Genomic DNA, 24,362 nt, shown 5'->3' with positions numbered 1-24,362 from the left:
ATCCATGCAGATTTCGGTAAATGAGTTCCTGACGCCCCGCCACATCGATGTGCAGGTCGTCAGTCCAACCCGCGCTAAAATCACGCTCGAGCCTCTCGAGCGTGGCTTTGGCCATACCCTGGGCAACGCGCTGCGCCGCATCCTGTTGTCCTCTATGCCTGGCTGTGCAGTAGTCGAGGCCGAGATTGACGGTGTACTCCACGAGTACTCGGCAATCGAAGGTGTACAGGAAGACGTCATTGAAATCCTGTTGAACCTGAAAGGCCTGGCTATCAAACTGCACGGTCGTGACGAAGTTACGCTGACCTTGTCGAAAAAGGGTTCGGGGGTGGTTACCGCTGCCGATATTCAGCTGGATCATGATGTCGAGATCGTTAACCCCGATCACGTAATCGCTAACCTGGCGTCTAACGGCGCCCTGAACATGAAGCTCACCGTAGCTCGTGGTCGTGGTTATGAGCCGGCCGATTCGCGTCAGAGCGATGAAGACGAAAGCCGCAGCATTGGTCGCTTGCAGCTTGACTCTTCGTTCAGCCCGGTTCGCCGTATCGCCTACGTGGTGGAAAACGCCCGTGTCGAGCAGCGTACCAACCTGGACAAGCTGGTAATTGATCTGGAAACCAACGGTACCCTGGATCCTGAAGAGGCTATCCGTCGTGCTGCAACCATCCTGCAACAGCAGCTGGCTGCGTTCGTCGACCTCAAAGGTGACAGCGAACCTGTGGTAGTCGAACAGGAAGACGAGATCGATCCGATCCTGCTTCGTCCGGTTGACGATCTGGAATTGACCGTGCGTTCGGCCAACTGCCTTAAGGCGGAGAACATTTACTACATCGGCGATCTGATTCAGCGCACCGAAGTAGAACTGTTGAAGACTCCGAACCTGGGCAAGAAGTCCCTGACTGAAATCAAGGACGTTCTGGCCTCCCGTGGTCTGTCCCTCGGCATGCGCCTCGACAACTGGCCGCCTGCAAGTCTTAAGAAAGACGACAAGGCGACTGCCTGATCGTCGTAATCACCGAACGTAGTGTTTGGTAAGGAATGAATCATGCGTCATCGTAAAAGTGGACGTCACCTGAGCCGTACCAGCTCTCACCGCAAGGCTATGTTCCAGAACATGGCGGTGTCGCTGTTCGAGCACGAGCTGATCAAAACTACCCTGCCAAAAGCCAAGGAACTGCGCCGCGTTGCCGAGCCGCTGATCACCCTGGCCAAGGAAGACAGCGTAGCTAACCGTCGTCTGGCTTTCGACCGTACCCGTTCGAAAGAAATCGTCGGTAAGCTGTTCAACGATCTGGGCAAGCGCTATGCCACCCGTCAGGGCGGCTACCTGCGTATCCTCAAGTGCGGCTTCCGCGCTGGCGATAACGCACCAATGGCGTACGTCGAGCTGGTTGATCGTCCTGTCGGTGGCTCGGTAGAAGCTGCTGAGTAAGGCGACAGTCTGAAACAAGGAACCGGGCCTAGTGCCCGGTTTTTTGTGTCTACATGCATTGTAATAATCTATTGATCTTAGTCAGTTAATGAATTTGTTGCTGTCATGGTTCTGCTCGATACTCATTCCAAGCCGATTAGCCGGCAGTTTGAGACCGATGCAGTTCAAAACCGATAGGGAGATAGCGCATGAGCCAGACCAAGATACTGACCACCGCCAGCGGTGCACCGGTCGCTGATAACCAGAATTCGCGTTCGGCAGGCCCGCGTGGCCCGTTGTTGCTGGATGACTTTCATCTGATCGAGAAGCTCGCGCATTTCAACCGCGAGAACATCCCTGAGCGCCGTGTGCACGCCAAGGGCTCGGGGGCCTACGGTACCTTCACCGTGACCCGCGATATCACCCAGTATAGCTGTGCCAAGCTGTTCAGCGATGTCGGCAAGCAGACCGAGACCTTCCTGCGTTTCTCCACTGTGGGTGGCGAGCGTGGTTCGGCGGATACCGAGCGTGATCCGCGGGGTTTCGCCCTGAAGTTCTACACCGAAGAAGGTAACTGGGACATCGTCGGCAACAACACCCCGGTGTTCTTCATTCGTGATCCGCTCAAATTCCCAGACTTTATCCACACTCAGAAGCGTCTGCCGCAAAGCAACCTGAAGAGCGCGCAAATGATGTGGGACTTCTGGTCGCATTCGCCTGAAGCGCTGCACCAGGTCACGATCCTCTTTTCTGACCGCGGCATTCCTGACGGTTACCGTCACATGCACGGTTTTGGCAGCCACACGTACAGCCTGATCAATGCCGAAGGTCAACGCACCTGGGTCAAGTGGCACTTCAAGACCAGGCAGGGTATCAAGAACCTGGCGCCGGCCGATGCCGCTCGCCTGGCCGGCACTGACCCTGACTACGCGCAGCGCGACCTGTTCGAGGCCATCGAGCGCGGCGACTTCCCGAAATGGGCGGTATGCATCCAGGTGATGAGCGAAGAAGAGGCTGATAGTCGCGACGAAAACCCCTTCGACGTGACCAAGACCTGGTCGCAGAAAGATTATCCGCTGATCGAAATCGGCGAGCTGGAGCTGAACCGTAATCCTCTCAACTACTTCGCTGAAGTCGAGCAAGCCGCTTTTGGGCCGAGCAACATGGTTCCAGGCGTAGGGCTATCACCTGACCGCATGCTTCAGGGGCGCGTATTCGCCTATGCAGACGCCCATCGCTACCGCGTCGGTACCAACCATCAACAGTTGCCGGTCAACGCCCCACGCAGCACGGTGAACAGCTACCAGCGTGATGGCGCCATGGCGGTTGGCAGCAATGGTGGTGCGGCACCGAACTACGAGCCGAACAGCTACGCCAATGCGCCTAAACAGGCGCCGCAATACGCTGAGCCGGCCTTGACCCTGAATGGTGTGGCTGGTCGCTACGATCACCGCGAAGATACTGACTACTACAGTCATGCCGGTGCACTGTTCCGCTTGATGAACGCCGAACAGCAAGCCCTGCTGATCGGCAACATTGCCGGGGCCATGGCCGGTGTATCCGAAGATGTCGTTCAGCGTCAGTTGCAGCACTTCTTCAAGGCCGATCCGGCCTATGGGGAGGGGATTGCCAAGGCTTTGGGCATCAATCTCGCCTAAGTCGAAGTGATAAGAAGAACCGCCCTCATTTGGGCGGTTTTTCAATGAATATCACTACCGTTTACCCGCTTTTTTGCACATTTGTGCCCGATTCCAAGTGACCTTCCGGGCCTCCTGGTTCACACTATAACTTTCACACAGGGAGAGGCAGGGCGATGCAAGGTCACCCGGACGTAATCGATTATCTCAACACGTTGCTGACGGGCGAACTGGCGGCACGTGATCAATATTTCATCCACTCGCGGATGTACGAAGACTGGGGCTTGAGCAAGCTCTACGAGCGTATCAACCACGAGATGGAAGAAGAGACCCAGCACGCTGATGCCCTGATGCGTCGTATCCTCATGCTCGAAGGCACTCCACGCATGCGCGCAGATGATCTGGACGTTGGCGCAACTGTGCCGGAAATGATCGCTGCTGACCTGCGACTGGAGTACAAGGTGCGCGCCGCGCTGTGCAAAGGCATCGAATTGTGCGAACTACACAAGGACTACATCAGTCGCGACATCCTGCGCCTGCAGTTGGCCGATACTGAAGAAGATCACACCTACTGGCTGGAAAAGCAGCAAGGCCTGATCAAGTCCATCGGCCTGGAGAACTACCTGCAGTCGCAGATGTAATTTTCCCGAAACAAAAAGAAGCCCCGCCAGTGCGGGGCTTCTGCTTTCTGATGGCCCTGGCTGACTTCAGGCTCGGTCACGCTCCAATAGCGGTTTGAGGTAGTAACCGGTATACGACTGCTTCATCTCGGCAACTTCTTCTGGCGTGCCGCAACCAATGATCTGCCCACCCTTGGAGCCGCCCTCAGGCCCGAGGTCGACAATCCAGTCGGCAGTCTTGATTACGTCCAGGTTGTGCTCGATCACCACCACCGTGTTGCCGTGGTCGCGCAGACGGTGCAGTACATCGAGCAACTGCTGGATATCCGCAAAGTGCAGGCCGGTTGTCGGCTCGTCGAGGATGTACAGGGTCTTGCCAGTATCACGCTTGGACAGCTCGCGCGACAACTTGACCCGCTGCGCCTCGCCGCCGGAGAGGGTGGTCGCCGACTGTCCGAGTTTGATGTAGGACAGGCCGACATCCATCAGCGTCTGCAGCTTGCGCGCCAGGGCCGGGACTGCGTCGAAGAACTCGCGGGCTTCCTCGATGGTCATTTCCAGGACCTCGTGGATGTTCTTGCCCTTGTACTTGATCTCCAGGGTTTCGCGGTTGTAACGCTTGCTCTTGCACACGTCGCAAGGCACGTAGATGTCCGGCAGGAAGTGCATCTCGACCTTGATCAGGCCGTCGCCCTGACAGGCCTCGCAGCGTCCGCCTTTGACGTTGAAGGAGAAGCGCCCCGGGCCATAGCCGCGAGAACGAGACTCCGGCACGCCGGAGAACAGCTCACGGATTGGTGTGAACAGGCCGGTGTAGGTCGCCGGGTTCGAGCGTGGCGTGCGGCCGATCGGGCTCTGGTCGATGTCGACCACTTTGTCCAGATGCTGCAGGCCGTCACAGCTGTCGTGCGCAGCGGCTTCCAAAGTGCTGGCGCCATTGAGGGCGGTAGCACTGAGGGGGAACAGCGTGTTGTTGATCAGTGTCGACTTGCCCGAGCCGGATACCCCGGTCACACAGGTCAGCAGGCCGATCGGGATTTCCAGGTCGACGTTCTGCAGATTGTTGCCACGTGCGCCCTTGAGCTTGAGCGAGAGCTTCTTGTTGCGTGGGGTGCGTTTGCCCGGTACAGCAATTTTCACCCGCCCGGACAGGTACTTGCCGGTCAGTGAGTCAGGGTGAGCCATGACATCGGCCGGTGTGCCTTCGGCGACGATCTGCCCACCATGCACACCGGCACCCGGGCCAATATCCACGACATAGTCGGCCAAGCGGATGGCATCTTCGTCGTGTTCGACGACGATCACCGTGTTGCCGATATCGCGCAGGTGGTTGAGCGTTGCCAGCAGGCGGTCGTTGTCGCGCTGGTGCAGGCCGATGGACGGCTCATCGAGGATGTACATCACCCCGACCAGGCCGGCGCCGATCTGGCTGGCCAGGCGAATACGCTGGGCCTCACCGCCGGACAGGGTATCGGCGCTACGGTCGAGGGTCAGGTAGTCGAGGCCGACATTGACCAGAAACTGCAGGCGCTCACAGATCTCCTTGAGAATCTTGTCGGCAATTTCGCCGCGACGACCGGTCAGCTTGAGGCCGCCGAAGTAAGTGCTGGCATCGCCAATTGGCAGGTTAGTTACAGCTGGCAGGGTCTTTTCGCCGACCCAGACATGCCGCGCCTCGCGGCGCAAGCGCGTGCCGCGGCAATCCGGGCAGGGCTGGGTGCTGAGGAACTTGGCCAGCTCTTCGCGCACGGTCGCCGACTCGGTTTCGCGGTAGCGTCGCTCCAGGTTCGGCACGATGCCTTCGAACGGGTGCGAGCGCTTGACGATGTCGCCGCGGTCGTTGAGGTACTTGAAGTCGACGTTCTGTTTGCCACTGCCATGCAGGATGACTTTTTGCTGTTCGGCCGGCAGCTCGCCGAACGGTACTTCGAGGCTGAAGTCATAGTGGGCGGCCAGTGAACCGAGCATCTGGAAGTAATAAACGTTGCGACGGTCCCAGCCGCGAATCGCGCCTTCAGCCAGGGTCAGTTCACTATTGACCAGGCGTTTGGTGTCGAAGAACTGTTTGACCCCCAGCCCGTCACAGGTCGGGCAGGCGCCAGCCGGGTTGTTGAAGGAGAACAGCTTGGGTTCCAGCTCGCTGATGGCATGGCCGCAGATCGGGCAGGCGAAGCGCGCCGAGAAGATCATCTCCTCGAATGCTTCGTCGTCCATCGAGCCCACCAAGGCAATGCCGTCCGCCAGCTTCAGTGCGGTTTCGAACGATTCAGCCAGGCGCTGCTGAAGGTCTTCGCGGACTTTGAAGCGGTCGACCACCACTTCGATAGTGTGCTTTTTCTGTTTATCCAGCTTGGGCAGTTCATCGAGTTCGAACAGCTTGCCGTTGACCCGGGCACGGACGAAGCCCTGGGCACGCAGTTCGTCGAACACCGCCAGGTGCTCGCCCTTGCGTTCGCGAATCACCGGGGCCAGCAGCATCAACTTGCTGCCCTCGGGTTGGGTCAGTACAAGATCAACCATTTGGCTGACGGTCTGCGCTTCCAGCGGGATGTCGTGGTCCGGGCAGCGTGGCGTCCCTACGCGGGCGTAGAGCAGGCGCAGGTAGTCGTAGATTTCGGTGATGGTGCCGACAGTCGAGCGCGGGTTGTGCGAGGTCGATTTCTGTTCGATGGAAATCGCGGGTGACAGCCCTTCGATGGTGTCGACGTCAGGTTTTTCCATCATCGACAGGAACTGCCGAGCGTACGCCGACAGCGATTCGACGTAGCGGCGCTGGCCTTCGGCGTACAGGGTATCGAACGCCAGCGATGACTTGCCGGAACCGGACAGGCCGGTGATAACGATCAGCTTGTCCCGGGGCAGGGTCAGGTCGATGTTCTTCAGGTTGTGGGTCCGTGCCCCACGAATCAGGATCTTGTCCACTGCGGCCTCGCTTGGCGGGCATAAACGGTTGAGTATACGGCGCCCTGCCATTACGCGGCAAAGCGTCGCGTATATGCCGTGACGCGATCGGACTGGTAGAATCGCCGCCGGTTCACACGAGGTTTATCCATGCACGATCCCCACAGCGAACGCATGAGCGGCAGCGAAACCCGCGCCGCAGGCGGCCTGGCCCTGGTGTTCGCCTTCCGTATGCTGGGCATGTTCATGGTCCTGCCGGTGCTTGCGACCTATGGCATGGACCTGGCAGGCGCCACCCCGGCGCTGATTGGCCTGGCCATTGGTGCCTATGGTCTGACCCAGGCATTCCTGCAGATTCCGTTCGGGGTCATTTCCGATCGCATTGGTCGTCGTCCGGTGATTTACCTGGGCCTGGTGATCTTTGCCCTCGGCAGCGTACTGGCGGCCCAGGCCGACTCGATCTGGGGGGTGATTGCCGGGCGTATCCTGCAAGGTGCCGGGGCGATTTCGGCGGCAGTGATGGCGCTGCTTTCGGACCTGACCCGCGAGCAACACCGGACCAAAGCCATGGCCATGATCGGCATGAGTATCGGCCTGTCGTTTGCCGTGGCTATGGTGGCGGGCCCCTTGCTGACCCGTGCTTTCGGCTTGTCGGGCCTGTTCCTGGTCACGGCCGCCATGGCGGTGGTCGGCATCGGCCTGATCGCCTTCGTCGTGCCAGCGTCCCACGGTGCCTTGCAACACCGCGAGTCTGGCGTCGCCAAGCAAGCCCTGGGGCCGACCTTGCGTCATCCCGACCTGCTGCGTCTGGATGTCGGCATCTTCGTCCTGCATGCAATCCTGATGGCCAGCTTCGTTGCCTTGCCCCTGGCCTTGGTCGAGCGTGGTGGCCTGCCCAAGGAAGAGCATTGGTGGGTGTACCTGACTGCCTTGCTGGTCTCATTTTTTGCAATGATCCCGTTCATCATCTACGGCGAAAAAAAGCGCAAGATGAAACGAGTCCTGCTGGGTGCGGTCAGTGTGTTGGCGCTGACGGAGCTGTATTTCTGGCTGTCGGCAGATAACTTGCACGAACTGGTGATAGGCACCGTGATATTCTTTACTGCCTTCAACCTGCTGGAGGCATCCTTGCCTTCGCTGGTGAGCAAGGTGTCGCCCGCCGGCGGCAAGGGCACGGCCATGGGGGTGTATTCCACCAGCCAGTTCCTTGGTGCCGCGCTGGGAGGAATTCTCGGTGGCTGGTTGTTCCAGCACGGAGGCCTGAGCACGGTGTTCCTGGGCTGTGCAGCCCTGTGTGCAGTGTGGTGGATCGTTGCCCTGAGCATGCGTGAGCCGCCGTACGTGACCAGCCTGCGCATGCCGTTGTCGGCCGAGGCGGTCCGCGAAGCGGGACTGACCGAACGGCTGTTGGCCGTACCGGGTGTGACCGACGCAGTGGTGGTGGCCGATGAGTCCGCCATCTATATCAAACTTGATACACAAATTTTGGATCGCACGACCCTGGAGCGCCTGGTAAACCCGGCCTCCGCAGCGTGCGAAGCCTAGGAGAACGTTATGGCCCGTGGGGTTAACAAAGTCATTCTGGTCGGTACTTGCGGTCAGGATCCCGAAGTCCGCTACCTGCCCAACGGTAACGCCGTGACCAACCTGAGCCTGGCTACCAGCGAGCAGTGGACCGACAAGCAGACTGGCCAGAAGGTCGAGCGCACCGAGTGGCACCGCGTTTCGATGTTCGGCAAGGTTGCCGAGATCGCCGGCGAGTACCTGCGCAAAGGTTCGCAGGTTTACATCGAAGGCAAACTGCAGACCCGCGAGTGGGAAAAAGACGGCATCAAGCGTTACACCACGGAAATCATCGTCGACATGCAGGGCACCATGCAGCTGCTCGGTGGCCGTCCACAGAACCAGGACGGTTCTCAGCAGCAGGGTGGCAACAACTACAACCAGGCGCCACGCCAGCAGGCTCCTCGTCCGCAGCAGTCCGCGCCACAACAGCGCCCGGCGCCTCAGCAGGCCGCACCGCAGCCGGCTCCGGATTTTGACAGCTTTGATGACGATATTCCGTTCTGATTCCTGAGCGCGTCAAGACACAAACAAAAGCCGCAGCCCGTGACCTGGCTGCGGCTTTTTTGTGGCTGTTGTGCCCGGTGTGACATTAATAGAACAGGCGCGGCTCGGGGGAGGCCAGCAAGCTGGCCAGCTTGGTCAGGGCAAAGTTCAGTTCGGCGCGGCTCGGGGACATCAAGGCAATGCGTACACCGCAGGAGGCGGTGGTGCGCTGAGCCAGGAACTGGCTGCCGCTAACCACCGTTACACCCTGCGCCCGGGCCAGGTTGGCGAACTCATCGCAGTTCCAGGGCTCTGGCAATTCCAGCCAGATGTGAAAGCTGTTGGGCTGGCTGCGAATCTGATAGCTGCCAAGAATCTCCCTGGCCATCTGCTGCCGCGCCGCCGCCTCTTGCTGCTGCACCTTGATTAACTGCTCACCCATGCCGTTGTTGATCAGGTTGCTGGCCAGCTGCGCCATCAGCGGCGAAGGCATCCACACACTGCTGCGCACCATCGACGACAGGCGCGAGAGGGTTTCAGGGGGCGCATACAGGTAGCCGATGCGCAGTGCCGGCAGAATGCTTTTCGACAGGCTGGTCAGATAAATGGAGCGCTCGGGTGCATAGGCCGAAATCGGTTTATGCGCCGGTTGGGACTCCAGGAAACCATAGATGTCATCGTCAATGATGAACACATCGTATTCGCGGGCTATCTGTGCAATCGCCTCACGGCGCTCCGGCGGCATGATCGAATTGGTCGGGTTCTGGTGAGTGGTCACGCAGACCAGCAACGCGGGACGGTGCTCGATGCAGGCGGCGCGGAAGGCTTCGGGCAGCAGCCCGAATTCATCAATCTGTACACCCTTCAGACGCCGATCCAGGCTGTGGGCCAGGGAGATGATTCCGGGGTAGCAATGCTCTTCGCAGAGAATCACGTCGCGGGTTCTCGACAGGCTGCTGATCGCCACCAGCAAACCATGCTGCGCGCCGGAAGTGAGGACGATCTGCTGCCATCGCGCCTCGGGCAGGCTGCGTTGTACCCAGCGGGCACCGGCTTGCTTGTGCACGGCATGTCCGCCATCGGAGGTGTAGTCCAGAACGTGGCTCAGGTCCGCCGACTGCGCGAGTTCGGTAATCGAGTCCCGTAGCCATCCCTCAATACCGGCGTCATTGGGCTTGATGATCGACAAGTCGATCTCTGCGCTTTCGGCGATTGTGCGCGTGTCCGGTACGGGTGAACCAGCCCTGGCTTTGGCGGGCAGGACAAAAGTCCCGCGTCCGACTTCACCAATCACCAGCCCGCGTTTGGCCGCCTCGTCATAGGCGCGGCCAACGGTGCCGGGGGTGACTTTCAAGGCTTCAGCCAGATCCTTGAGCGTGGGTAGCCGATCGTCAGGGTTCAGGCGTCCGGCAATGATGTCCTGCTCCAGGGCATCGGCAATCATGAGGTAAACCGGCTGCGCATGGCCGCTGTATTGAGGAACCCACATAGGAAGAACACCAGAATCTACATGAGCGCGCAAGCCTAGCATGAAAGCCTTGATAAGCGTAATTGCAAGGAAATCGAGTCTTTCTGACTGCATTGAATCGATTGAATTGTTGCAAGATTATCCGGTTTCTACTGTGAGGATGATTATGCAGTAATTTTTATTTTAGAAAAAATACGTTAAATCAAATGGTTATGGTTTATGCGTGGGAGCGGAGAGGCATCGTGGGTAGAAATAAATTGAATCGACTCAATTTGTGCAATTACAATGATTGAGTCGATGTAATACGGGTTGTTGATCGATGCATTAACGGCATTCACCTGGTGCACACGGGCTTCGTGTGAGCCGGGTCACAAAGACAACAGGGCGTGCCGCCCGCAGGTCAGGCACGACGCGCATCGAACTATGGAGTTGAGCTGAAATGGAAAGCACACAGCAAAAGCAGGCGGTCGAGGCCGTCGCAACGTTGGAGATCCGCTTGCCATGGGGCATTTCCAGTGCATGGCAAACGGTGTTGAGCCAGACACCGTTGGACGTCGAAGCCACCAAGGATTTTTATTTCCAGCTCAACAGCCTGAACCGGGTGCGCTTCGCGCACGCGGACCACCTGTATGAAGCCCTTTCCTGAACCTTTTCACCTTTACTGGGTAGCGCTATGGAGTTGCTAGGGGCCTATTGGGCTGAACATTGGGTATTGGCGATTATGTTGCTGGGCGCCATTGCCTTCATCGCCGGTTTTGTCGACAGCATCGCCGGTGGCGGTGGATTGTTTCTGGTGCCGGGCTTTCTGCTGGTGGGCCTGCCACCGCAAGTGGCGTTGGGGCAGGAAAAGCTGGTCAGCACCTTGGGTACCCTTGCGGCGATCAGGAATTTTCTGCTCAACAGCAAGATGGTCTGGAAGGTGGCGTTGGTCGGCGTGCCGTTTTCGTTGCTGGGTGCCTATCTTGGCGCGCACCTGATTGTGTCGATCGCGCAGGAAACTGTCGGCAAGATCATTCTGGCCCTGATTCCCTTCGGTATTCTGATTTTCCTCACGCCCAAGGACCGGCCCGTGCAGGAACATGTTCTGTCCGATGCCATGCTTTTTACCGTGGTACCGCTGACCTGCCTGATCATCGGCTTCTATGACGGCTTCTTTGGGCCTGGCACGGGCAGCATGTTCATCATCGCCTTTCACTACCTGCTGAGAATGGACCTGGTCTCCAGTTCAGCCAACTCCAAGACGTTCAACTTTGCCTCGAACATCGGCGCGCTGGTGGCGTTCGTCATGGCCGGCAAAGTGATCTACCTGCTGGCCTTGCCGTTGGTGGCTTGCAACGTCCTTGGCAACCACCTGGGCAGTAGCCTGGCCATTCGCAAGGGCAGCGATGTCGTGCGCAAGGTCCTGGTGCTATCGATGCTCTGCCTGTTCGCCAGCCTTGGCGTGAAATACCTGGCCTGATCTACCGACAAAGGGTAAACCGCATGAAAACCGCATTTGTGACCGGCGCATCGGCCGGCTTTGGCAAAGCCATCTGTCGCCGACTGATCGCCGACGGCTATCGGGTTATCGGTGGCGCGCGCCGTATGGACAAGCTCATGCTTCTGAAGCAGGAGCTTGGCGAGCACTTCATCCCGCTGACGCTGGATGTCACCGACAAGGCGTCGCTGGACAAGGCGTTCAAGCAGATATTTGAGGTCTCCTTGCCGATCGATGTACTGGTCAACAACGCCGGGCTGGCGTTGGGCATTGAGCGCGCGCAGTACTGCGACCCGCAGAACTGGGAGCGAATGATCGCCACCAACATCACCGGTCTTGCCCTGGTCACCCAACGCATCCTGCCCGCAATGGTGGCGGCCAATAGTGGCTTGATCATCAATATCGGCTCGATTGCCGGCACCTATCCGTATCCGGGCGGCAATGTGTATGGTGCCAGCAAGGCTTTCGTCAAACAGTTCAGCTTGAATCTGCGCGCCGACCTGGCCGGCACCCGGGTGCGGGTAAGCAACATCGAGCCGGGACTGTGTTCGGGGACGGACTTCTCGGTGGTACGGCTCAACGGCGACATGCAGGCGGTCGAAGCGCTGTATAAGGATGTCGAGGCTATTCGCCCCGAGGACATTGCCAATACCGTGTCCTGGATTGCCCAGCAGTCGGAGCATCTGAACATCAACTCGATCGAGATCATGCCGGTAGCTCAGAGCAGCGCAGCCCTCAATGTTGTACGCAGCTTGTAACGGGGCGAGCAGGGGAGTAACGGTGGCAATAGCGGCTTACTTTTCAGCAAGCGCGTCTATTGCCGCTTGAGCAAACTGCCCATCCAGTTCCGGAGTCGCGCCACTGATACCGATGCCGCCGATATGCATGCCGTTTTTGTTGATGATTGGCAACCCACCCTCCAGCAGTAGAAAGCCCGGGATCGATCCATAAGGATTTCCCGCCAATCCTGCGCTTCTTTCTGCCAGGGCTTTTGTCGAGACTGGAAACTGAGCGGAGGTTGACGCTTTGAGTTGGGATACTTGAATGCTGCCGCTGCTGGTATTGTCCATGCGATGGAAAAGCTTGAGGTTGCCATGGTTGTCGACAATGCTGACAACAATAGTGAAGCCTTTCTCCCGGGCAGCACGCACAGCAACATCCGCCATAGTCTGCGCCATCTGCGATGTAATCGAATAGCTGGTACTTTGCTCGTGCTTCACGGCTACCTCATGACTGAGCTCTGGATTGGCGAGCGCAGGCCCGATCAGCAATAGCAGGCTTATCCATCCGATGGGAGCTGCGAGGTTACATGTTGGTTTCATTGCCAAGTGTGGTCCTTGAATAGTCAAGCCAACCTAGCAGGAGCTGTAACGAGAAGGTGTAGTCCTCGTCTCAATATCGTGTCAGGAATGCCCATGCGGGCATCGCGACAAAGTCCGAATTAATTCAGCGCCAACCGATCTTGCCAAAAGATCCCGTTCAGTCGATAGCGAGTAAATATTCTGGGCAAACTCCGGGTGAGCGGATTTGTCAAAAACGTTGGCTGCCAGCACGCGATCAGCGAGTATGCGTGCCAGCAGCAGCTTGGCTGCGTCCAAGGTCGGTACCGCTTCGGACACAATCATGTGAGTGTCGTGGTACTCAGGGGCCATTGTCGATTTTATAATTTGCTCATGTGCGCTTTCTTGGGAAACTGGCCAAAGGCATTGGCACACAACGTACATTTTGTCCCAGGTTTCCTGGCCAACCAGACCTCGCCAATGAAGCAAATAACCTCGCATCACCTCGACTTGGTCTTTTGCCGCAAAATTCTGATTGGTCAGTATGGCGTCACCCAGGCTGTGGCAGAACGCTTCGTATTGTTCTATGGTAAATCTCTTTTCTTCTAATAATCTGGCCATGAACGCAATGGCCTCGCTCAAGATACGTTCACTGGCATTGCGTATCGCTTCGGGGATATCAAGATGCTCCACGCGTTCGAGCACACTGGCTACCTGGCCAGAGAATACGCGCAAAGGTTCCAGCCACTGCCCGTTGGTAGAATGTTTGGCATAGGGAAAAATAATCGAATAGATGCCGAGAGGTATATGCGCAATGGCTTTGAGTTGTGTATAGACGGGGTTTGATTCCTGGCACACATACGTTGTGTGCTCATCAACGGAAAATGTGTAGCGCCCACCACTGAATGTCGCTTCTGCGTACAACAGCGGATACAGCGTTTTGCTCAACGCCTTCAAGTTAGCCGCATAGTGCTGACGCATAGCAATGTCGATATTGACTGCGTACTGATGGGCTTGCTGTTTTTCATCGCCCGCAGCCATGGCGAGAGTGGGCGGTGTGTGAGGGTAGCCGTCAGCGGGGTCAGGGCCTAGTAGGTCAAATGACATTGTTTATCTCCTTGTCTTGGTGACAGTTGGAGTATGTCGTAGGCGAAAATAAACGGTGACTGGCAAAAATGTCAGGTTTTAATGTTTGTTTGGAATAACAACGAAGCTGAAACGGAATATTGGAGGTGGGTTGGAATTTCTGCGGATATCCCGTGCACGACGATTTTCTATCTTCACCCCGACATCAGGATTCTTGACTACAGTATCAACTGGCATCTGCTGTAAAAGACGCCACCGTGATCGTTCAAGAGGCGCCGGCAACGTCCCGCGCGTCCACCACCTGATCAGGAGTGCACGATGGATCTCAACCGTCGGCAGTTCTTCAAGGTCGCCGCTATCGGCCTTGGAGGTTCGAGCCTGGCTGCGTTGGGCATGGCCCCGACACCGGCCTTCGCCGAGCAGGTGCGTCACTTCAAGCTGGCGCATACCAAAGAAGCCCGTAACACCTGTCCTTATTGCTCTGTCGGCTGCGGCTTGATCATGTACAGCCAGGGTGATGCGGCCAAGAACGTTGCGCAAAACATCATCCATATCGAAGGCGACGCCGACCATCCGGTGAACCGCGGCACCCTGTGCCCGAAAGGCGCCGGTCTGCTCGACTTTATCCACAGCCCCAACCGGCTGCAGTACCCACAGGTGCGCAAACCAGGCAGCAAAGAGTGGACCCGGATGTCCTGGGATGAGGCGCTGGATCGTATTGCCGATCTGATGAAGACCGATCGCGACGCCAACTTCATTGAGAAGAACACCCAGGGTCAGACGGTCAATCGTTGGCTGAGCGTAGGCTTTCTAGCCGCATCGGCTTCGTCGAACGAAGCCGGCTACATGACCCACAAAGTCATTCGCAGTCTGGGCATGCTGGGGTTCGATAACCAGGCACGTGTCTGACATGGCCCGACGGTGGCAAGTCTTGCCCCGACGTACGGCCGTGGAGCCATGACCAATCACTGGACCGATATCGCCAACGCGAATCTGATCCTGGTGATGGGTGGCAACGCTGCAGAAGCCCATCCGTGCGGCTTCAAATGGGTTACCGAGGCCAAGGCGCACAACCAGGCCAGGCTGATCGTGGTCGACCCGCGTTTTACCCGAACTGCTTCGGTGGCCGATTATTACGCGCCGATTCGTACCGGCACAGATATCGCCTTCATGGGGGGGCTGATCAATTACCTGATCAGCACTGATCAGATTCAGCACGAGTACGTGCGCAACTACACCGACGTGTCGTTCCTCGTCAAAGCAGGTTATGGCTTCGAAGACGGCTTGTTCAGCGGCTACGACGCAGACAAACGTAGTTATACAGACAAGTCTGGCTGGGGTTACGAACTCGGTGAAGACGGCTTTGCCAAGGTCGACCCGACCCTGCAGGATCCGCGTTGTGTTTATCAGCTGATGAAACAGCATTACAGCCGCTACACGCCGGAGCTGGCCAGCCAGATTTGCGGTATGCCAGTGGACAGCATGCGCAAGGTCTGGGAAGAGATCGCCACTTGCTCGCAACCGGGCAAAACCATGACGATCCTCTACGCCCTGGGCTGGACCCAGCATTCGATCGGCTCGCAGATCATCCGCAGTGCGGCCATGGTCCAGTTGCTGCTGGGTAACGTCGGTATGCCCGGTGGCGGGGTCAACGCCCTGCGCGGTCACTCCAATATCCAGGGGCTGACGGACCTGGGGCTGTTGTCGAACCTGCTGCCGGGCTACCTGACCCTGCCGTCGGACGCCGAGCAGGACTATGACACCTACATCGCCAAACGAGCACCCAAGCCGCTGCGGCCGGGGCAGTTGTCCTACTGGCAGAACTACGGCAAGTTCCATGTCAGCCTGATGAAGGCCTGGTATGGCGCCAACGCCACCGCCGAGAACCATTGGGGCTTTGATTATCTGCCGAAGCTGGATATCCCGGGCTACGACGTGTTGAAGATGTTCGACATGATGGCCAAGGAGCAGGTCAACGGTTACTTCTGCCAGGGCTTCAACCCGATTGCCGCCTTGCCCGACAAGAACCGTGTCACTGCCGCGCTGAGCAAGCTCAAATGGCTGGTGGTGATGGACCCGCTGGCCACCGAGACCTCGGAGTTCTGGCGCAATGCCGGGCCGTACAACGATGTCGATACGGCGAATGTGCAAACCGAAGTCATTCGTCTGCCCACTACCTGCTTTGCCGAGGAAGACGGTTCGCTGGTCAACAGCAGCCGCTGGCTGCAATGGCACTGGAAGGGCGCTGACGGTCCTGGCCAGGCGCGGACTGACGTGTGGATCATGAGCGCGTTGTTCCTGCGCCTGCGTGAGCGTTACCAGCGTGAAGGTGGCGCCTGGGCTGAGTCGATCCTCAAGCTCAACTGGCCGTACAAGGTGCCCCACGAACCGACACCGGAAGAGATCGCCAAGGAGTTCAGCGGTTACGCGGTGGCCGATGTCACCGATGCCAGCGGTGCGACCATCAAGGCCGGACAGCAGTTGGCCGGCTTCGCCCAGCTCAAGGACGATGGCAGTACCGCCTCCGGTTGCTGGATCTTCTGTGGCAGCTGGACCGAGCAGGGTAACCAGATGGCTCGGCGTGACAACGCCGATCCGTTCGGCATGAAGCAAAACCTCGGCTGGGCCTGGGCATGGCCTGCGAACCGGCGGATTCTCTACAACCGGGCCTCGGCTGACGTGCAGGGCAAACCCTGGTCGCCGCACAAGCGTTTGCTGTGGTGGAACGGCAAGGCCTGGGGCGGCACCGATGTGCCGGACTTCAAAGCCGATTCCGCACCGGAAGCTGGGATGAATCCGTTCATCATGAACCCTGAGGGCGTGGCGCGTTTCTTTGCCTTGGACAAGATGGCCGAAGGGCCGTTCCCGGAGCATTACGAACCGTTCGAAACACCTATCGGGGTCAACCCGTTGCACCCGAACAACAAGAAGGCCACCAGCAACCCGGCAGGAAGGGTGTTCGATTCGGTATGGGACACCCTGGGGCAAGCCAAGGAATTCCCCTACGCCGCCACAACCTATCGGCTGACCGAGCACTTCCACTTCTGGACCAAGCATTGTCCGATCAACGCGGTGACGCAGCCGGAGCAGTTCGTCGAAATCGGCGAGGTGCTGGCCAAGGAGAAAGGCATTGCGGCGGGCGACCGGGTGCGTGTCACCTGCAAGCGCGGGCATATCGAGGCGGTGGCAGTGGTGACCAAGCGGATTCGTCCGCTGCAGGTCAACAACCAGACCGTGCACCAGATCGGCATTCCGTTGCACTGGGGCTTTACCGGGGTGACCCGGCACGGCTACCTGACCAACACCCTGGTGCCGTTCCTCGGTGACGGCAATACGCAAACGCCGGAATCGAAGTCGTTCCTGGTCAACGTGGAGAAAATCTGATGGCTAGCCAAGACATCATCGCCCGTTCGGCCACCACCACTGCGCCGCCGTCGATCCGCCAGCAGGAGCAGGTGGCCAAGCTGATCGACACCACCAAGTGCATCGGCTGCAAAGCGTGTCAGGTCGCTTGTTCAGAGTGGAACGAGCTGCGTGACGAGGTTGGCCATAGCTATGGCACCTACGACAACCCACAGGACCTGAGCGCAGAAACCTGGACCTTGATGCGTTTTACCGAGCACGAAAACACCGAAGGCAACCTGGAGTGGCTGATCCGCAAGGATGGCTGCATGCACTGCGCCGATCCTGGCTGCCTGAAGGCCTGCCCGAGCCCGGGCGCGATCATCCAGCATGCCAACGGCATCGTCGACTTCAATCAGGACCACTGCATCGGCTGCGGTTACTGCATTACCGGCTGCCCGTTCAACATTCCGCGTATTTCGCAGAAGGATCACAAAGCCTACAAGTGCACCCTGTGTTCCGACCGTGTCGCGGTGGGGCTTGAGCCCGCTTGCGTGAAGACCTGCCCGACCGGGGCGATTGTGTTCGGCACCAAGGAGGACATGAAAGAGCACGCCGCCGAACGCATCGTCGACCTCAAGTCGCGGGGTTTCGACAACGCCGGCTTGTATGACCCGGATGGTGTCGGCGGTACCCATGTGATGTATGTATTGCACCATGCCGATCAACCCAAGCTGTACGCGGGCCTGCCGGACCAGCCGGTAATCAGCCCGTTGGTAGGGTTGTGGAAAGGGGTGAGCAAACCGCTGGCGCTGCTGGCCATGGGCGCGGCGGTGCTGGCGGGGTTCTTCCACTATGTGCGCATCGGTCCGAGCCGGGTCGAGGAGGACGAGCACCCGAGTGCACCGGATACCAGCGTGCATGTGGTCGATCCCGCCGTGCATGTGTATGACCCGCACACACCGGGTGGGCAAGGGGAGGAGCGGCCATGAACGACAAACCTATCCTGCGCTACAACGCCAACGAACGGAGCAACCATTGGTTGGTTGCCATTCTGTTCATCCTTGCCGGTTTGTCTGGGCTGGCGCTGTTCCACCCGGCGCTGTTCTGGCTCAGTCACCTGTTCGGGGGCGGGCCCTGGACACGGATCTTGCATCCGTTTCTGGGCCTGGCGATGTTCGTGTTCTTCCTCGGTCTGGTGGTGCGCTTCTGGCGCGCCAACTTCATCAGCGGCAACGATCGCTTGTGGCTGCGACGTATCGACCGGGTAATGCGTAACGAAGAGCAGGGCGTGCCATCCATCGGTAAGTACAACCCCGGGCAGAAGCTGCTGTTCTGGACCTTGCTACTGTGCATGCTGGTCCTGCTGTTCAGTGGCGTGGTGATCTGGCGGGCCTGGTTCAGCCAGTACTTCGGTATCGGCTCGATTCGCCTGGCAACGCTGCTGCACGCATTAGCAGCTTTCGTGCTGGTGCTGAGCGTCATTGTGCACATCTATGCCGGAATCTGGATCAAGGGCTCGGCCAGTGCGATGCTGCATGGTCGGGTCAGTCGCGCCTGGGCGAAAAAGCACCATGAACTATGGTATCGGGAAGTGACCCGCGAGGATCCGCCGGACTCGCAGATCAGTAAAAAAGGATGACCACTTGAGCACCATTCTTGAACCTGGGCAGATCGAAGCGGCGGCCAGCACGCCGCCGTTTCTCTATCTGCCACCCGCCAACCTGTTTGCCTTGCGCGCGGCGCGGCTGGACAGCCTTGCCGAAGGCAATGCGCTGGGTGATTACCTGCGCTTGATTGCCAGCTTGTGTCGTATTCAGCAAAGCCTGCTTGATCAACCCCCTGTGGCAGCACCTGCCGAGACTGAACGTCAGCGCCTGTGCCTGGAGCACGGCTTGCCGCCACTGGCCGCTGACAGCCTGGTGCGAGAAGGGCATTGGCTGGCTTATCTGGATGCTTTGTTACAGCGTTATCACGCACCTGCCAGCGCCGAGCTGGGTGTAGCAGTGAGCACCTTGCGTGATGCCAGTGCCGAACAGCGTAAGCTCTGGGGCATCGCCTTGCTGACCGGGCAGTTCAGCGCGGTGCCTGCAGCCCTGGTACCGTTTCTCGGGGCTGCCTTGCAGGCGGCCTGGAGCCATTGGTTACTGAACCTACCGAACACCGAACCCAAGGCGGGCGACAGCCTCTGTCAGTGTCCGGCCTGTGGATCGCCGGCCATGGCCGGGGTGATCCGTCATCGTGGCAAGTACAACGGTCTGCGTTATCTGGTGTGCTCGCTGTGTGCCTGTGAGTGGCATGTGGTGCGGGTCAAATGTATCTACTGTGAACAGAGTAAGGGGCTGACTTACTTCAACCTTGAGGATGATCGCCATGCCGCCGGCAAAGCGCCGCTACGGGCTGAATGTTGTCCAGGTTGCAAAGTCTACCTGAAGCAGATTTATCTGGAGTGCGATGCTGATGCCGAGGCGCTGTCTGCGGATCTGGCAAGCCTGGCACTGGACCTGCGCCTGGATCAGGAGGGCTATCAGCGGCTGGCGCCGAATCTGATGCTGGCGCCGGGAGGGGAGTGAGTACAGCGTCTACACTCAGGTTTTGTGCCGCTGCCATCGCGGGCCACCCTGTTGAAGGTAACCTCGTTAATGCCCTCCAACCTCGCCAAACTGCCGACACGCCTGCCCTCCATCGACACCCTTTTGCGTCACCCCGCCTGCCAGCCGCTGATCGAGCGCTACGGCCGTGACGCGGTATTGGCCAGCCTGCGCCAGCTGCTCGACGATCTGCGCGAGCCGGCCAGGCTCGGCCAGCTAGACGCCGCAGAGCTGGCCCCGGCAGTACTCGCCGGGCGCGCCGGTGAACGGCTTGCAGCCCAGCATCGCAGCCAGGTACGACGGGTGTTCAACCTCACCGGCACCGTGCTGCACACCAACCTTGGCCGCGCGCTGCTGCCTGAGGAGGCTATCGACGCGGTGCAAATGGCGGCACGCTACCCACTGAACCTCGAATACGACCTGGCCAGCGGCAAGCGCGGTGACCGCGATGACCTGATTGAAGGGCTGATCCGTGAGCTGACCGGTGCCGAGGCGGTCACGGTGGTCAATAACAACGCGGCGGCGGTGCTGCTCGCGCTCAACAGTTTGGGTGCGCGCAAGGAAGGCATTATCTCCCGTGGCGAACTGATCGAGATCGGCGGCGCTTTTCGCATTCCGGACATCATGGCCCGGGCCGGGGTCAAGCTGCATGAGGTGGGCACCACCAATCGTACCCACACCCGCGACTATGAGGCGGCCATCGGCCCGCGCAGCGGTCTGTTGATGCGAGTGCACTGCAGCAACTACAGCATCCAGGGTTTCACTACCCAGGTCGCAACCGCAGAGCTGGCGCAACTGGCCCACCAGCACCACTTGCCGCTGCTCGAAGACCTGGGCAGCGGCAGTTTACTGGACCTCACCCGTTGGGGCTTGCCGGCTGAACCGACGGTACGCCAGGCACTGGCCGACGGTGCAGACATCGTCACTTTCAGTGGCGACAAGCTGCTCGGCGGCCCCCAGGCCGGGATCATCGTCGGGCGCAAGGCGTTGATCGCGAAGATCAAGAAGAACCCGCTCAAGCGCGCCCTCAGAGTCGACAAGCTGACCCTCGCCGCCCTGGAGGCCGTGCTGGGTCTGTACCGTAACCCTGACCTGCTGGCTGAGCGGCTGCCGAGCCTGCGCCTGTTGACCCGCCCGCAGGCCGACATTCTGACCCAGGCCGAGCGCTTGGCACCGCTGCTGGCAGAGATGTTGGGGGCGGATTGGCACGTCGCTGCCGTGCCGGCGCTGAGCATGATTGGCAGCGGCAGTCAGCCGGTGGCCCGCTTGCCTAGCGCGGCCTTGTGCCTGCGCCCGCAGCTGTCCAGACGCTTGCGTGGTCGCAGCCTGCGTGGCCTGGAGGAGGCCCTGCGCACATTGCCGATTCCGGTGCTTGGGCGCGTTGATGATGACGCGCTGTGGCTGGACCTGCGGCAACTGGACGACGAGGCTGGATGGCTGGCGCAATTGCCGCATTTGCAGTGGCTAGAGGCCTTGAGGTGATTGTCGGCACGGCAGGGCACATTGACCATGGCAAGACCTCCCTGCTGGAAGCCCTGACTGGCCAGACGGGAGATCAGCGCCGGGAGGAACGCGAACGGGGCATGACCATCGACCTCGGTTATCGCTATGCGAGTCTGGACGCGGGGGCGCCGTTGACCGGCTTCATCGACGTGCCGGGCCACGAGCGGTTTATCCACAACATGCTGGCGGGTGCTCAGGGTGTTGATCTGGTGGTGCTGGTGGTGGCCGCTGATGACGGGGTGATGCCGCAGACCCGAGAACACCTGGCCATCGTGCAGTTGCTGGGGATTCCCCGGCTGCTGGTAGCCATCAGCAAGTGTGACCGCGCCGAGCCGGGGCGGGTTCGCGAGGTTCAGGCGCAAGCCAGTACCTTGCTGGAAGCCGGCCCCTATGCTGGCGCTGCGCAATTTCCGCTGTCGAGCGTCACCGGTGAGGGCGTCGCAGCCCTGCGTCAGGCCTTGATCGCTGCGCAGGGAGAGATCCGTGAACGCAGTCGCCGGGGCGGCTTTCGCTTGGCCATCGACCGTGCATTTGCGGCGGCGGGGGCCGGTATTGTGGTCACCGGCACCGCGCTCGCTGGTCAAGTGCAGTTGGGTGACACCTTGCTCCTGGGCAAGGCTGGAAAGCCGGTGCGGGTACGCGGGCTGCATGCCCAGAATCAGGCGGTAGCCGAGGCATGGGCGGGTCAGCGGGTGGCGTTGAACATCAGTGCCGAGCGCCTGGAACTGGCGCAGATTCGCCGTGGCGACTGGTTGCTCGCTGAATGGCTGTACGGACCGACGCAGCGGGTGGATATCAAGCTGCAATTACTTGCCAGTGAAATCCGTAGCTTTGCCCACTTCAGCCCGGTGCACGTGCACCTGGGCACCCAGGACGTCAGCGCACGGGTGGCGTTATTGCAGGGTGAACAACTGCGGCCCGGTGCGCACATGTTTGCCCAGTTACAGCTCAACGCGCCACTGCAGGCGGTACACGGCGACCGCTTGGTGCTGCGTGACCACCGCGCGCAACGCACCCTGGGCGGTGGCCGGGTGCTCGACCCTTATGCCCCGGCGCGACAACGTCGCAGCGAGGCGCGGCTAGCGCAGCTGCAGGCACTGGCAAGTGTCGACAGCCTGGAGCAGGCTTTGCCCGCGTTGCTGGCCAATGATGAGGTCGGTCTGGAGCCGCAGCGCCTGGAGCGTCAGTTCAACCGTTTGCGTAGCAGTTGGAAACTGCCGGCAGATGTTCAGGTCATCGCCACACGTCAGGGCCCGTTGCTGTTCACCGCGGCGCGATGGCAGGCGCTGAAACAGACCGTGTTAGAGCAGTTGGCGCACTTTCATGAGCAGGAGCCCGATCAGCTCGGCCCCGACCGGGATCGGTTGCGCCGCTTTGCCGCCTTGCCGCTGGAACGTCCGGCCTTTATCAGCCTGCTTGATGAACTGCTCGCCAGTGGCGCCATTGTTGGCAACGGCCCCTGGCTGCATTTGCCCGAACATCAGGTACGCCTGAGCGAGGTGGATGAGGCGCTATGGCTGCAGTTGCAGCCGCTGCTTGAACAAGGGCAATTCGATCCGCCCTGGGTCCGTGATCTGGCCAGGTCGCTGGCGCAAGAGGAGGCGCAGGTGCGATTGTTGTTGCGCAAGCTGGCGCGTCTGGGCCAGGTGCACCAGGTGGTGCGCGATCTGTTCTATCCTGACGTCACAATCCGACAAATGGCAGCTATGCTCTTGCAGCTGGCCAGTGACGATCCGGTGGTGCAGGTGGCTGCCTTTCGTGATGTGCTGGGTATCGGCCGCAAGCGCAGCATTCAAGTGCTGGAATATTTTGATCGTATCGGCCTGACCCGGCGTATCGGTGACCGGCGTCAGGTGCGTGCCGACAACGCCCTGGCACAATCGCCAGGGCTTTGAGTTCAAGGAAGGCAATCGCGCCCGGTGGCGCGGCCGGGCTTCAAACCCGGTTGGGGACGGCAGCCGTTCCCGGGCAGGTTCGACTCCCGCTGCCTTCCGCCATTTGCTATTGCGCCCGTTCCCCGCACAGGTCCAGGGCGAACCAGTGCTGCGCCGTTTCCACATCCAGCCCGGCACCCAACAGCGCGAACAGTTTGCCCAGCGCCGCTTCGCGGGTCATGCCGCCTGCCGAGATCAAACCTGCATCACGTAGCCGGCTGCCCGCTGCGTAGGTATCGAACTGCACACTGCCTTGCGGGCATTGGCTGATAGCGACCATCAGCACGCCGTGCTGGCGCGCATCGGTCAGGACTTCGAGCAAGGTCTGGTCATCGGAAGGGCCGGTGCCGCTGCCGTAGCATTCCAGCACCAGGCCTTTGACACCGCTGTCGATCAACGCTCGCACATGAGCCGCCTGCAGCCCCGGAAAGACCGGTAGTACCGCCAGGTTCACCGCGACACGAGGCTGGCGATAAGTGAGTTCTGCTGGAATCTGTTCGGCTCGCGGTCCTTCGCGATGACGCGAAAGCGCGGCAAAGGCATCAAAGGCTTCGCTGCGCAGCTTGCTGGCGCGCGCGCCATGCAACAGCTGACCTGCGAAATACAGATGCACGCCATCCTCGACACCGGTCTCGAACAGGCTCAAGGCACCGCACAGATTACGCCAGGCATCGCTGTCCGAGGCGCCCGCCGGCAGCATCGAGCCGGTCAGCACCACCGGTACTCCCAGCCCGAGCAACAGAAACGACAGGGCCGCCGCGCTGTAGGCCAGGGTGTCGGTGCCGTGCAGTACCAGGATGGCGTCGTGGCCATCCTTCTTCACGGCTTCGACAATCGCATCGCACATTGCCAGCCAGTTGCCCTGCTGCATGTTGGCGCTGTCGAGCAACGGCGACAGTTCACGCAAGGTCCAGCGGATGCCTGGCGATTCGGGGTGAGCCGCCAGGTAGTCGCGCATGCGCGCCTCGAAACCACCGCCTGGCGCCAGGCCTTGCGGTGTTTCGAGCATGCCGATGGTGCCGCCGGTGTAAAGGACCAGCAGGTTGTTGACGGCGCGCAT

General features: G+C 59.8%; 20 protein-coding genes and 1 tRNA gene. 16 read left to right on the top strand and 5 right to left on the bottom strand.

Annotated elements, in window-relative coordinates:
• Positions 1-4: 4 nt before the first annotated feature.
• The 4 genes from rpoA (at position 5) to bfr (ending at position 3,692) form a co-directional block, all read left to right on the top strand.
• Positions 5-1,006 carry a DNA-directed RNA polymerase subunit alpha gene (rpoA, locus tag C6382_RS12645; protein ID WP_003186012.1) on the top strand — a complete coding sequence of 334 codons (1,002 nt, stop codon included), beginning with the start codon at positions 5-7 and terminating at the stop codon, positions 1,004-1,006.
• A gap of 42 nt (positions 1,007-1,048) precedes the next feature.
• Positions 1,049-1,435: a 50S ribosomal protein L17 gene (rplQ, locus tag C6382_RS12640; protein WP_002555463.1), complete on the top strand. Its 387-nt coding sequence runs from the start codon at positions 1,049-1,051 to the stop codon at positions 1,433-1,435.
• A gap of 188 nt (positions 1,436-1,623) precedes the next feature.
• Positions 1,624-3,072 carry a catalase gene (locus C6382_RS12635; RefSeq protein WP_107024807.1) on the top strand — a complete coding sequence of 483 codons (1,449 nt, stop codon included), beginning with the start codon at positions 1,624-1,626 and terminating at the stop codon, positions 3,070-3,072.
• A gap of 155 nt (positions 3,073-3,227) precedes the next feature.
• The gene (bfr, locus tag C6382_RS12630) at positions 3,228-3,692 is read left to right on the top strand and encodes a bacterioferritin (RefSeq protein WP_107024806.1); all 465 of its coding nucleotides are present in this window, start codon (positions 3,228-3,230) and stop codon (positions 3,690-3,692) included.
• A gap of 66 nt (positions 3,693-3,758) precedes the next feature.
• On the opposite strand, the gene uvrA is transcribed toward bfr, so the two are convergent.
• Positions 3,759-6,593, bottom strand: coding sequence for an excinuclease ABC subunit UvrA (uvrA, locus tag C6382_RS12625; RefSeq protein WP_107024805.1), 2,835 nt, complete (start codon positions 6,591-6,593; stop codon positions 3,759-3,761).
• A 129-nt stretch (positions 6,594-6,722) separates the two neighbouring features.
• Between uvrA and C6382_RS12620 the strand changes: the two genes are divergently transcribed.
• Both C6382_RS12620 and C6382_RS12615 read left to right on the top strand, forming a co-directional pair.
• Complete coding sequence (locus C6382_RS12620) at positions 6,723-8,117, top strand: MFS transporter (protein WP_107024804.1); 1,395 nt, start codon at positions 6,723-6,725, stop codon at positions 8,115-8,117.
• Between the two features lie 9 nt (positions 8,118-8,126).
• Complete coding sequence (locus C6382_RS12615) at positions 8,127-8,642, top strand: single-stranded DNA-binding protein (RefSeq protein WP_107024803.1); 516 nt, start codon at positions 8,127-8,129, stop codon at positions 8,640-8,642.
• Between the two features lie 85 nt (positions 8,643-8,727).
• Here the strand turns inward: C6382_RS12615 and C6382_RS12610 are convergent, their stop codons facing one another.
• Positions 8,728-10,110 (bottom strand): PLP-dependent aminotransferase family protein, encoded by a 1,383-nt coding sequence (locus C6382_RS12610; RefSeq protein WP_107024802.1) that lies wholly within the window; start codon positions 10,108-10,110, stop codon positions 8,728-8,730.
• A 418-nt stretch (positions 10,111-10,528) separates the two neighbouring features.
• Between C6382_RS12610 and C6382_RS12605 the strand changes: the two genes are divergently transcribed.
• The 3 genes from C6382_RS12605 to C6382_RS12595 are packed head-to-tail and all read left to right on the top strand — an operon-like array spanning position 10,529 to position 12,324.
• Entirely contained in the window at positions 10,529-10,735 is a 207-nt protein-coding gene (locus C6382_RS12605; RefSeq protein WP_107024801.1) for a hypothetical protein, read from the top strand.
• 27 nt (positions 10,736-10,762) lie between these two features.
• Entirely contained in the window at positions 10,763-11,548 is a 786-nt protein-coding gene (locus C6382_RS12600; RefSeq protein ID WP_107024800.1) for a TSUP family transporter, read from the top strand.
• 23 nt (positions 11,549-11,571) lie between these two features.
• Positions 11,572-12,324: an SDR family NAD(P)-dependent oxidoreductase gene (locus C6382_RS12595; protein ID WP_107024799.1), complete on the top strand. Its 753-nt coding sequence runs from the start codon at positions 11,572-11,574 to the stop codon at positions 12,322-12,324.
• 36 nt (positions 12,325-12,360) lie between these two features.
• Here the strand turns inward: C6382_RS12595 and C6382_RS12590 are convergent, their stop codons facing one another.
• Both C6382_RS12590 and C6382_RS12585 read right to left on the bottom strand, forming a co-directional pair.
• The gene (locus C6382_RS12590) at positions 12,361-12,888 is read right to left on the bottom strand and encodes a heme-binding protein (protein WP_256589086.1); all 528 of its coding nucleotides are present in this window, start codon (positions 12,886-12,888) and stop codon (positions 12,361-12,363) included.
• Between the two features lie 81 nt (positions 12,889-12,969).
• On the bottom strand, positions 12,970-13,953 hold the full coding sequence (locus tag C6382_RS12585) for a hypothetical protein (protein ID WP_107024798.1): 984 nt from the start codon (positions 13,951-13,953) through the stop codon (positions 12,970-12,972).
• A gap of 297 nt (positions 13,954-14,250) precedes the next feature.
• On the opposite strand from C6382_RS12585, the gene fdnG reads away from it, so the two are divergent.
• From fdnG to C6382_RS12545, 7 genes are all read left to right on the top strand, one after another.
• Positions 14,251-17,316 carry a formate dehydrogenase-N subunit alpha gene (fdnG, locus tag C6382_RS12575; protein WP_146146910.1) on the top strand — a complete coding sequence of 1,022 codons (3,066 nt, stop codon included), beginning with the start codon at positions 14,251-14,253 and terminating at the stop codon, positions 17,314-17,316.
• The gene (gene fdxH / locus C6382_RS12570; protein WP_107024795.1) at positions 17,316-18,266 is read left to right on the top strand and encodes a formate dehydrogenase subunit beta; all 951 of its coding nucleotides are present in this window, start codon (positions 17,316-17,318) and stop codon (positions 18,264-18,266) included. Before fdnG ends, fdxH begins: the two co-directional genes overlap by 1 nt.
• Entirely contained in the window at positions 18,263-18,916 is a 654-nt protein-coding gene (locus C6382_RS12565; RefSeq protein WP_107024794.1) for a formate dehydrogenase subunit gamma, read from the top strand. The genes fdxH and C6382_RS12565 overlap by 4 nt, the downstream gene beginning before the upstream one ends.
• Before the next feature lie 4 nt (positions 18,917-18,920).
• Positions 18,921-19,847 carry a formate dehydrogenase accessory protein FdhE gene (gene fdhE / locus C6382_RS12560; RefSeq protein ID WP_107024793.1) on the top strand — a complete coding sequence of 309 codons (927 nt, stop codon included), beginning with the start codon at positions 18,921-18,923 and terminating at the stop codon, positions 19,845-19,847.
• A 69-nt stretch (positions 19,848-19,916) separates the two neighbouring features.
• The gene (gene selA, locus C6382_RS12555) at positions 19,917-21,347 is read left to right on the top strand and encodes an L-seryl-tRNA(Sec) selenium transferase (RefSeq protein ID WP_107024792.1); all 1,431 of its coding nucleotides are present in this window, start codon (positions 19,917-19,919) and stop codon (positions 21,345-21,347) included.
• Positions 21,344-23,263, top strand: a complete 1,920-nt coding sequence (gene selB, locus C6382_RS12550; RefSeq protein WP_107024791.1) for a selenocysteine-specific translation elongation factor — start codon at positions 21,344-21,346, stop codon at positions 23,261-23,263. The genes selA and selB overlap by 4 nt, the downstream gene beginning before the upstream one ends.
• A gap of 6 nt (positions 23,264-23,269) precedes the next feature.
• Positions 23,270-23,365, top strand: a tRNA-Sec gene (locus C6382_RS12545).
• A 4-nt stretch (positions 23,366-23,369) separates the two neighbouring features.
• Here C6382_RS12545 and C6382_RS12540 read toward each other — a convergent pair.
• Positions 23,370-24,362: an asparaginase gene (locus C6382_RS12540; RefSeq protein WP_107024790.1), complete on the bottom strand. Its 993-nt coding sequence runs from the start codon at positions 24,360-24,362 to the stop codon at positions 23,370-23,372.

Origin of the sequence: Pseudomonas sp. BBP2017, from assembly GCF_003024385.1 — a bacterium.
Taxonomy (GTDB): Bacteria; Pseudomonadota; Gammaproteobacteria; order Pseudomonadales; family Pseudomonadaceae; genus Aquipseudomonas.
This window is presented reverse-complemented; position numbering and strand designations above follow the sequence as displayed.